4 protein-coding genes and 3 pseudogenes are annotated in these 11024 nt (G+C 29.7%); 5 read left to right on the forward strand and 2 right to left on the reverse strand.

Annotated elements, in window-relative coordinates; translation table 11 throughout:
• Positions 1–81: 81 nt before the first annotated feature.
• Both OWM07_RS10245 and OWM07_RS10250 read right to left on the reverse strand, forming a co-directional pair.
• Positions 82–261 carry a hypothetical protein gene (locus OWM07_RS10245; RefSeq protein ID WP_423303633.1) on the reverse strand — a complete coding sequence of 60 codons (180 nt, stop codon included), beginning with the start codon at positions 259–261 and terminating at the stop codon, positions 82–84.
• 249 nt (positions 262–510) lie between these two features.
• Positions 511–748, reverse strand: a pseudogene (locus OWM07_RS10250) (hypothetical protein); the annotation flags it as partial.
• 135 nt (positions 749–883) lie between these two features.
• On the opposite strand from OWM07_RS10250, the gene OWM07_RS10255 reads away from it, so the two are divergent.
• From OWM07_RS10255 to OWM07_RS10275, 5 genes and pseudogenes are all read left to right on the forward strand, one after another.
• The gene (locus tag OWM07_RS10255) at positions 884–2416 is read left to right on the forward strand and encodes a class I SAM-dependent DNA methyltransferase (RefSeq protein ID WP_423303634.1); all 1533 of its coding nucleotides are present in this window, start codon (positions 884–886) and stop codon (positions 2414–2416) included.
• Positions 2417–2516: 100 nt separating this feature from the next.
• The gene (locus tag OWM07_RS10260; protein WP_423303636.1) at positions 2517–3635 is read left to right on the forward strand and encodes a restriction endonuclease subunit S; all 1119 of its coding nucleotides are present in this window, start codon (positions 2517–2519) and stop codon (positions 3633–3635) included.
• Positions 3625–7335, forward strand: coding sequence for an SIR2 family protein (locus OWM07_RS10265; protein WP_423303637.1), 3711 nt, complete (start codon positions 3625–3627; stop codon positions 7333–7335). The genes OWM07_RS10260 and OWM07_RS10265 overlap by 11 nt, the downstream gene beginning before the upstream one ends.
• 2 nt (positions 7336–7337) lie before the next feature.
• Positions 7338–10522: pseudogene (locus OWM07_RS10270) on the forward strand (type I restriction endonuclease subunit R).
• A gap of 377 nt (positions 10523–10899) precedes the next feature.
• Positions 10900–11024: pseudogene (locus OWM07_RS10275) on the forward strand (IS5 family transposase); the annotation flags it as partial.

Consider the following 11024-nt stretch of genomic DNA (forward strand, 5'->3'; position numbering starts at 1 on the left):
TTCCAATATTATAAACGTTAGAAATAAAACCCAAATTCGAATAAGAAAATGTATTCCTTTGCAGTCTCTTAAGTGTATGTTTCACTCCGCTTTTTCATTGAGATAGCCTGATATTTGCGTAAGGTTCAAACTCTTGGTTGCAAAACACCCGGATAACATCTCAAGCAAATACTTTTGTTGGGGCTTTGTAATATAATCATGAAGATTTCTTGTGATGTTAAGCATTTTTTCCTTCACATTTTTAGCAATTTCACCTATCATAAACTGCCTCCATTTTGTTGTTATTATTGCTTTTTTTGGTAAAAATAACATACAACATTTAGGAGGCATTATCAATCGTAAATAACTGTCAAATATAACTTCTTACATAAAAATGGTGATGGCAGAAATGTGCCACCCATCTCCCTTGAAATATTTTTATCCATTAAATGCCTCTTCAAGAATATCTGAGTACCTTTATCACTAAAAAATATAATAACTTATTGCTACTTACAAATGATGTAGATGCAGAGCTATTACTAGATTTCTTACTACATCGTCCAGCATAAAAGTAACCATTTAAAATTGCCATCCCGAGTCTTCGGTCTCTTAAGCTCCATATTACCCAATATCGTCTTAGGTGTCCCGATGTAGTATCCATAACCCCTTGTTTTACGAATGTGTTAAATATATCTCTCTTATTTAACATTATATCTGGTATCATTTCCTTGAAATGTTTGGATAATTGCTCTAATATTACATTATCGATTGTTAAGTCCTACTTTAAAGGGTTTTTTATCTTACGTCGTTGTAGATAAATACCACAACCCTTGAAATGGGACTGATTATTGCTTTATTTTTTATATTAAACTTAATATTAGTTTTTAGTATAAAGGAGTACATAATGGCTGAAAAAAAAGTTTTAGAATCTTTTGAGCAAAGTTTATGGAAAGCTGCAGATAAGCTAAGAAAAAATATAGATGCTGCAGAGTATAAACACGTTGTTTTAGGACTTATATTTTTAAGATATATATCAGAAGCATTTGAGGATTTATACGAAAAACTAAAAAAAGGTGAAGGAGAGTACGAAGGAGCAGACCCAGAAGATATAGACGAATACAGAGCTGAAAATGTGTTTTTCGTTCCAACAGAGGCAAGATGGAGTTATCTAAAGACTTATGCAAAAAGCCCTGAAATTGGAAAAATAATTGACAACGCTATGGAACTCATAGAAAAAGTAAATCCATCACTAAAAGGTGTTTTACCTAAGGTTTACGCAAGAGGAAACATTGACCCTATAAGTTTGGGAGGACTTATTGACCTTTTTAGTAATATCTCAATAGATGAAGCAAAAGAAAAAACATCTGACATATTAGGTCATGTTTTTGAGTATTTTTTAGGACAGTTTGCTTTGGCTGAGGGTAGGAAAGGAGGTCAGTTTTACACCCCAAGAAGTGTTGTTGAACTTCTTGTTGAGATGCTCCAGCCTTACAAAGGAAGAGTGTTTGACCCTTGCTGTGGAAGTGGAGGAATGTTTGTTCAGTCAGAAAAGTTTGTCTTGGCTCACCAAGGTAAAATAAACGATATCTCAATTTATGGACAGGAAAGCAATCAAACAACTTGGCGACTTTGTAAAATGAACCTTGCCATAAGAGGAATAGACAGCTCCCAAGTAAAATGGAATCCAGAAGGGTCTTTTTTAAACGATGCACACAAAGATTTAAAAGCTGATTTTGTAATAGCTAATCCACCTTTTAACGATAGTGATTGGAGTGGAGAATTACTTAGAAACGATGTTAGATGGAAATATGGCGTGCCACCTGCTAATAACGCCAACTATGCATGGATACAACACTTCATCTTTCATCTTGCACCCAGCGGAAAAGCGGGTTTTGTTTTGGCAAAAGGGTCTTTAACTACAAAACAAAAAGATGAGTACGAGATAAGAAAAAATATGATTGAAAGCGATATTATAGATTGTATTGTAAACCTGCCTTCAAAACTCTTTTTAAATACACAAATCCCTGCTTGTTTGTGGTTTATAAGAAAAAATAAAACAACAAGAAAAGGGCAGATTTTATTTATTGACGCAAGAGATATGGGACAGCTAATAAATAGAAGACAAAGAATCTTAACTCAAGAAGATATTAGAAAAATTGCAGACACATATCATAAATGGCAAAAAGAAGATGAAAGTTATGAAGATATAAAAGGGTTTTGTAAGTCTGCAACTATTGAAGAAGTTAGAGAACTTGATTATGTTTTAACACCGGGTCGTTATGTAGGGCTTTCTGATGAAGAAGATGATTTTGACTTTGAAGAGAGATTTATAAAATTAAAAACTGAATTTTTAGAGCAGTTAAAAGAAGAAGAAAGACTAAATAAACTAATACTGGAAAATCTGGAAAAAATAGAAATTAGGAAGAATGAAGAGTAAAGGATGAAGTTAGATGAAATTATAAAACAGCCAGAGAATAGAAAGCTTGAATTTAAAGAAAAGGTAGAAGTGTATATTATGTTTTAAAAGAGAAAAAGCTATGAGTGAAAAAATACCTGAAGGATGGAAAAAAGTTAAGCTGGGAGAGGTAGTTATATTTAATTATGGAAAATCTCTTCCTAAAAAAGAACGTATTAAGGGAAATATTCCTGTTTACAGCTCAGCTGGTATAACTGGTTGGCATAATAAAGCTTTGGTAAATTCAAAAGGAATTATTGTTGGTAGAAAAGGAACAATAGGCAAAGTTTATAAATCAAAAGTTCCTTTTTATCCGATTGATACTTGCTATTATATTTTACCAAGTGAAAAGTATGAATTTGATTTTATGTATTATTTACTCATTTATTTAAAATTAGACAAATTAAATGAAGACAGTGCCGTTCCAGGTTTAAACAGAAATACAGCTTATTCTCAGGAAATCTTTCTTCCACCTCTTCCTGAACAAAAAGCCATAGCTTCTGTGCTTTCATCTCTTGATGATAAAATAGACCTTTTACACCGTCAGAATCAAACCCTTGAAAAAATGGCAGAAACCCTTTTTAGAAAATGGTTTATAGAAGACGCAAAAGATGACTGGGAAGAGGTAAGTTTGGGAGACAGCGATTTAGCAACTATAATTAGTAGTGGAATAGAAAAATTTGAGGGTGAGAAAATTTATTTAGCAACTGGAGATGTTCAAGATACTAATATCACAGGTGGAGTAAAAATAACTTATGAAAATAGACCTTCAAGAGCTAATATGCAACCAGTAAAATTTTCAGTATGGTTTGCTAAAAAAGGTGGAGTTAGAAAACTTATAATGTTTGATGATTATTCAGATATAGACAAATATATTCTTTCAACTGGATTCTCAGGCTTAAAAACAAATGAGTTAAGCCATTATTATATTTGGTGTTTTGTATTAACCAAGGAATTTCAAGAAATTAAAGACTCTTTTGTAAGTGGTTCGGTTCAACCTGATATAACCAACGAAGGAATTAAACAAATAACAATACTAAAACCAGACAATCAAACACTTATAAAATTTAATGAAATTGTTAAGCCATTATTTTATAAATATCAACAAAACAAGCTTCAAATCCAAACCCTTGAAAACCTTCGAGATACACTACTTCCAAAACTTATGAGCGGAGAAGTTAGGGTAAAGTATGAATTATAACAAAATTTTACCTATTCCAAAAGTTCCTCAAGAAATAATTGATGCAGTAAATGATGGAAAGTTAGCAGTTTTTATTGGGGCTGGAGTATCAAGGCTTTTAGGAAGTGCAAGTTGGGATGAACTTGCATATAATCTTATCAAGACTTGTTTTGAAAAAAAGCTTATTAATTATAGAGAGTCTGACTCTTTAAAACAACTTAAAGACCCTAAAAAAATAATTACTATTTGCTACCATCTTTTAAAAGAAAGCAATAATGAAGAAATTTATTATAAAACACTTGAAAATGCTATTAAATCTAATACAGATCGTCTAAATTCACAAAATATTTATGATGAAATATATAGACTAAGAGCTTTATTTATTACAACAAATATAGATAGTCATTTTCATAAATATTTTGAACCTACGAATATTGTATTTAAAGAAAATGAATTTACACCTTCAAATATAGATAGAAATAAACTTTATCATATTCATGGATGCTTAGAAAAAGATAGAAATTCTATTATCTTTACAGTTTCTGATTATATTAAGAGATATAACCAAAAAAAAATTAAAAATTTTCTGGAAGAAATTTTTGAAAAATATACAGTATTGTTTTTAGGATATGGATTAGGTGAATTTGAATTACTTGATTTTTTGATAACAAAATCTGAAACAAAAAATAAAGAGTTAAAACATTTTATACTTATTCCATTTTATCGTGGAGAAGAAAATATTCTTGCATTTGAAAAATTTTATTATAATTCTATAGGTATTGAGGTTGTCCCTTACGAAAAAGATGAAAAGGGATATGAACAACTTTATGAAGTTCTAAAAAATTGGAATGATGAAATTAATCAGGTTTCTGGTTACCTATATGATACTTATGAGTATTTAGAAAAATTAGCAAATAACTATAAAAAAGCTGAAGAAGATAAAGTTTTTCAAATTATAAAAAATGATGAGCCTCAAAGGAATTATTTTTTTAAATGTCTCGCTTCTACTCCTAATCCATTACCATGGTTAAAACCGTTAAAAGAAAAAGGATATTTTAATCCAGCTGATAATCCTAAACCTCAAGAAGTTCCTGATAAAAAAGGATATTTTACAATTCCTTACTGGAATATTCTTGGATATTTGGAGAATGTAGCTAAAAAGAACAAAGAAACCCCTTCAGACGAAATAACAAATTTATTATTAGAAATAATTCAGGAAATTATAGATTATAAAGATAAAAATGGAGAAAGGATTGAAAATTATAGAACTGATTGGGTAATGGTAAAAATTATTTTCTCATTGCCAATTGAGAAGATAAGCAATAAACATATAGAGTTTTTAAAATCTGCCTTAAATTCAAAATGGGATAATTCATTAGTTTCATCTGAGATAAAAGAAACCGTACTTCCTAAATTACTAAATGAAGGAGAAAAAGCAAAAAATCTAATTTTAGAATTATTAAAGGTTATTTTGGATTATAAAAAGATTAAAAAAGACTCTATTTTTAAGGAAGAAGATTCTTTTGATTATATTTCAATAATGGATGAATATTGGCTTTATGAATCTTTAAAAATCTATAAGCCACAAATAGCCAAAATCTGCGGATTTGAGGCTGCTAAAATTGCTATCCAAAAAATTAAAGAAATAGTAACTGAAGATGAAACGCAATTTAATTCTATCTGGATTCCAACAATAGAAGACCATCCACAAACAAGTTTTCCTGATAAATATCAAAATCAGTTAGTTTATTTTGTTAGAGATATGTTTGACCTTGCAAGACCTGAAGAAATAAAAGAAGTTATAAGAAATTTATTGAATGAAGAACATTCTATATTTAAAAGAATTGCAATTCATATTATTAATTACCATTATAATGAATTAAATCAATTATTATGGCATTGGACTAAGGACAAGAATCCATTAGATGAAATTTCTGTAAAACATGAATTATTTGAATTATTTAAAAATCATGCAAAGGATTTTTCAGGTGAACAGATTGAAAAGATTACGGAATGGATTGAAACAAAAAATTATCATATACCTAAAGAAATAAAAACAAATGAACAGAAAAAGGAAAAATATCTTGCGTATCAGAAAAAAGAATGGTTTTATTCGCTTTTAAACTCAGGAAATCCTAAGATTATTGAAATTTACAATGAATACAACCATTTAGAACCTACAGAACTTAGACATCCTGGCTTTAACTTTTGGATGGAAACGAAATGGGGTTATGAAAGTTTAGTAGATATAGAAGAATTTCTTAATAAATCTAATGAAGAAATAGTAAAATATTTAGATAGGTTTAAAGATAAGGGAAATATTGATATCGAAAGAATTTCTGACTCTTTTAGAAATGCTGTGAAAGAAAAGCCTGAAAAGTTTAATGTAGATATGAAACCATTTCTTAAAATTCAAAGAATCTATCAACACTCATTATTATGGGGATTAAAAGAAGCTTGGGATTTAAGAAAGCCAATTAACTGGGATATATTGTTTGATTTTATTAGTGATTTAATTTCTTCAGATGATTTTTGGAATGAAGAATATAAAACTTACAATTATAGGGATTGGATAATATCACAAATAGCAGAATTGATTAAAGAAGGAACTAAAGATGATAAACATGCTTTTGAACCTGAACTTTTACCAAAAGCAGAAAAAATATTATTAATCCTTTTTGAAAAAACAAAATCCAATCTAACTGATATGGTTGATTTAGTTACATCAGTTTTGAATTCAACAAAAGGTAAAATATTTTCAGCCATGATCAATTATTCTCTGAGATATGCCCGATTATATAAAACAGAAAGTGAAGAGAGATGGATTGAAAGCATAAAAGAAAAATTTACTAAAAGACTTGATCGCAATATTGACCCTTCTATTGAATTTTCAGTAATTTTAGGACAATATTTAGCTAATCTTTACTGGCTTGATAAAAACTGGGTAATTAATCATATTAATCAAATTTTTCCTAAAGAAAATGAAACTCATTGGCAAGCTGCTTTTACAGGTTATCTATTTTATTCTTCAAGAATTTATAAAGATATTTATTTTTTACTTAGAGAAAACAATCACTATTTAAAAGCAATAAAAACAAGTTTTAAAGATGAACATATTACTGAAAGACTTGCTCAACATATAGCTATAGGATATATAGAAAATTGTGAAAAGTTAGATGATGAAAAAAGTTTAATTTCACAGTTAATTAAAAATGGAAACAAAAAACAATTTTTAGCTATAATAACTTTCTTTTGGATGATGAGAGAAGGTATTAACGATAAAATAAAAACAAAAATAAAGCCTTTATGGAAATCAATTTTCAATGAATTAAAAGATAATTTAGAAGTTTCTGAAAATCAAGAGATAATTTCAAAATTTATTGAATGGTTGGCAATAATAGATGAAATAGATGATGAAATTTTTGAATGGTTAAAACCTACAGTAAGGTATTCTTCTAAATATCACAATAATATATTTCTATCAGAATATTTATTGAAACATGTATCAAAAACTCCTCAAAAAGTAGGAGAACTTTTTATTGAAATGCTAAATAATAATATATATTTAGATTATAAAATTGAAGATATTCAGAAAACAATAGAAATACTATATGAGAGAGGAGAAAAAGAGTTAGCAGATAGAATATGCAACTTATATGGAGCCAGAGGTTTTGATTTTTTACGTGATATTTATTTTGAATATAATAAAAAAGAGAGTTAGCAATGTCTAAACTAACTGAATCATCTATTGAAAATTTTGCAATAGAGCTTTTAAAAAATCAAGGATACGATTATCTGTTTGGTGGAGATATTGCTCCGGATGGGGAAAATCCTTTAAGAAAATCATTTGAAGATGTGATTTTATTCGATAGGTTAAAATCAGCTATAAAAAGAATAAACCCAAACTTACCCAAAAATGCAATAGATGATGCCATAAAGCAAATAACCCAAATCCACACACCAGATTTAATAGCAAATAACGAAGCATTTCATAGAATGCTAACAGAAGGTGTAAAAATTACCTATCAGAAAGATGGGATTGAGAGAGGCGATATTGTATGGCTTGTTGATTTTAAAAACCCAGAAAATAATGATTTTTTAGTAGTCAATCAATTTACAGTCATAGAAAATCACAAAAACAAAAGACCAGATATAGTTATATTTATAAACGGACTTCCACTTGTGGTAATGGAGCTAAAAAACCCAGCAGATGAAAACGCCACTATAAAATCAGCTTATAATCAGCTTCAAACCTATAAAAAAACAATACCTTCACTTTTACATACAACGAAATTTTAATAATATCAGATGGACTTGAAGCAAAAATGGGTAGTCTGTCTGCCGGATACGATAGATTTATGTACTGGAAAACAGCAGATGGAAAAAAGGAAGCTTCACACCTTGTAAGTCAGCTTGAAACATTAATAAAAGGACTTTTAAATAAACAAACTTTAATTGACTACATAAGTTTTTTTATCCTTTTTGAAAAAACAAAAAAAGAAGATGAAAAAGGACAAACAATCATACAAACAACAAAGAAAATAGCTGGTTATCACCAATACTATGCAGTAAATAAGGCAATAGAATCAACTATTAGGGCAATAGGTAGAAATATATCAATTTTAAGAGAAGAACCATCTTTGTATGGGCTGCCTGATGTGAAGAATCAGCCTGAAGGAGATAAAAAAGCAGGTGTTGTTTGGCATACCCAAGGTTCTGGAAAATCATTATCAATGCTTTTTTATTCAGGAAAAATAATCCAAACAATTAACAACCCAACAATCGTTGTTATTACAGATAGAAACGACCTTGACGACCAGCTGTTTGATACATTTGCTTCTGCTACACAGATTTTAAGACAAGAGCCTGTTCAAGCTACAAGCAGAAAACATTTAAAAGAGCTATTAAAAGTAGATAGTGGAGGAGTTGTATTTACAACTATTCATAAATTTTGGCCTGAAGAAGGAAATGTTTATGAGACTTTATCTAATAGAGATAATATTATAGTCATTGTTGATGAAGCACACAGAACCCAGTACGGATTTAAAGCAAAAGTCGACAAAGAAACAGGAGAGATTAAATACGGTTTTGCAAAATATTTAAGAGATGCTCTGCCAAATGCAACCTATATTGCCTTTACTGGAACACCTATTGAAAAAACAGACAGGAACACACCAGCAGTTTTTGGAAACTACATTGATATATACGACATAGCAAACGCCGTTGAAGATGGAGCTACTGTCCCAATCTACTACGAAAGCAGACTTATAAAAATAGATATAACAGAAGAAGGAAAAAAATTAATAAAAGAGTATGAAGAAGAATTAGATGAAAAAGGATTATCAGAAGTAGAAAAAGCAAGGGCAAAATGGGCTAAACTTGAAGCGTTAGTTGGAGCTAAACCAAGAATAAAAGAAATAGCAAAAGATATTGTTAATCATTTTGAAAACCGCCTTGAAGTGATGGATGGAAAAGTAATGATTGTTACTATGACAAGAAGAATTGCCGCCGAGCTTTATGATGAAATTGTAAAGCTTCATCCAGAATGGCACAGTGATGAGTTAAAAAAAGGAAAAATAAAAGTTGTAATGACAACGTCTTCCTCAGATGAGCCAGAAATATCAAGATTTTACCTGACAAAAGAAGAAAGAAGAATTCTTGCAGATAGATTTAAAGACCCAGAAGATGAGCTAAAGCTTGTAATTGTTGTTGATATGTGGCTAACAGGTTTTGATGTGCCTTGTCTTCATACAATGTATATTGATAAACCGATGAAAGGTCATACACTCATGCAGGCAATTGCAAGGGTAAACAGGGTTTACAAAGATAAAACAGGTGGGCTTATTGTTGACTATATAGGTATAGCTTCAGATTTAAAAGAAGCTTTATCTTTTTATGCAGAAAGCGGAGGGAAAGGAGACCCTGCAAAACTACAAGAAGAAGCTATAAAAGTTATGCTTGAAAAATTAGAAGTTGTTAGGGATATGTTTTATGGTTTTGAATATAAAAGATATTTTAATGTAGATACTTCAGAAAAATTAAATATTATCCTTGAAGCAGAAGATTTTATACTTGGACTCGAAAACGGTAAAAAAAGGTATATTGATGCTGTTAGCGCATTATCAAAAGCCTTTTCAATAGCAGTACCTCATCCTAAGGCAATGGAAGTAAAAGAGGAAGTAGCATTTTTTCAATCTGTAAAATCAAGACTTTTAAAATTTAACACAGGTAATGAATCCATAATAGAAAACTACGAAACAGCGATAAAGCAAATTGTTGATCAAGCTATTTCTTCAAAAGGAGTTATTGATATATTTGATGCTGCGGGACTTAAAAAACCGGACATCTCAATTTTATCTGACGAATTTTTAGAAGAGATAAAAGGAATGAAATACAAAAACTTAGCCATTGAGACATTAAAAAAGCTTATAAATGATGAGATTAAAGGAAGAATAAAAATAAATTTTATAAAAAGTAAATCTTTAATGAAATCTTTAGAAGATTTAATTAGAAGATATAATAACAGACTAATCACAGCAGCTGAAGTAATAGATGAGCTTATAAATCTTGCAAAAGAAATAAAAGAAAGCGATAAAGAACCTAAAGAGATGGGATTATCTGAATATGAGTATGCTTTTTACTGTGCAGTTGCTGACAATGAAAGTGCAAGAGAACTAATGGGAAAAGAAAAACTTAGGGAACTTGCTACTGTTTTATTTAAAAAAGTAAAAGAAAACACAACTATAGACTGGAATATTAGAGAAAGTGCAAGGGCAAAATTAAAGGTTATAATCAAAAGGACTCTAAGGCAATATGGATATCCACCTGATATGCAAAAACTTGCTACTGAAACTGTATTAAAGCAGGCAGAATTGGTCGCAGATGAGATCTTAGCTCAAACTCAGTAGTAGGTAGTGTTCACAATTTTGTTACAATGTGAATGAATTGGTTTTTAATTAGGTTATTTGTATTGTTATAAATAAGATAACTTTACAGAAAAAACAGAAAAACTGCTGTAAGGAGCTATTTGCAATTTAAAACTGCAGTTGTCTCGTATTTGGTTTTGCTAAAACAAAATACATTTATGGCAGATTGTATCCTTTGCTATCCTACGATTATGTAGGTTTTTATAGATTTTCAAGGGTATCTCGAACCTTAAAGTCGGGAGTATTTCGCTAACATATATATATCAAGGGTGTTTCACAGTAAAATTTATATAACATATTGATATTTAATCTATTTTCTGCTAAATTATGCTTAATTTTTAATAATAAGGGAGGTAATTATGCCTTCAAAAGAGATAAAAGGGATGACAGTATCAGACATAGCAGCTCAAGATAAATTATCAAAACAAAAACGTAATAGATTAAGGTTTTTAAATGATTTAATAAACTTTTCAAAGATAGAGAA

It is taken from the genome of Deferribacter thermophilus (assembly GCF_049472675.1).
GTDB lineage: Bacteria > Chrysiogenota > Deferribacteres > Deferribacterales > Deferribacteraceae > Deferribacter > Deferribacter thermophilus.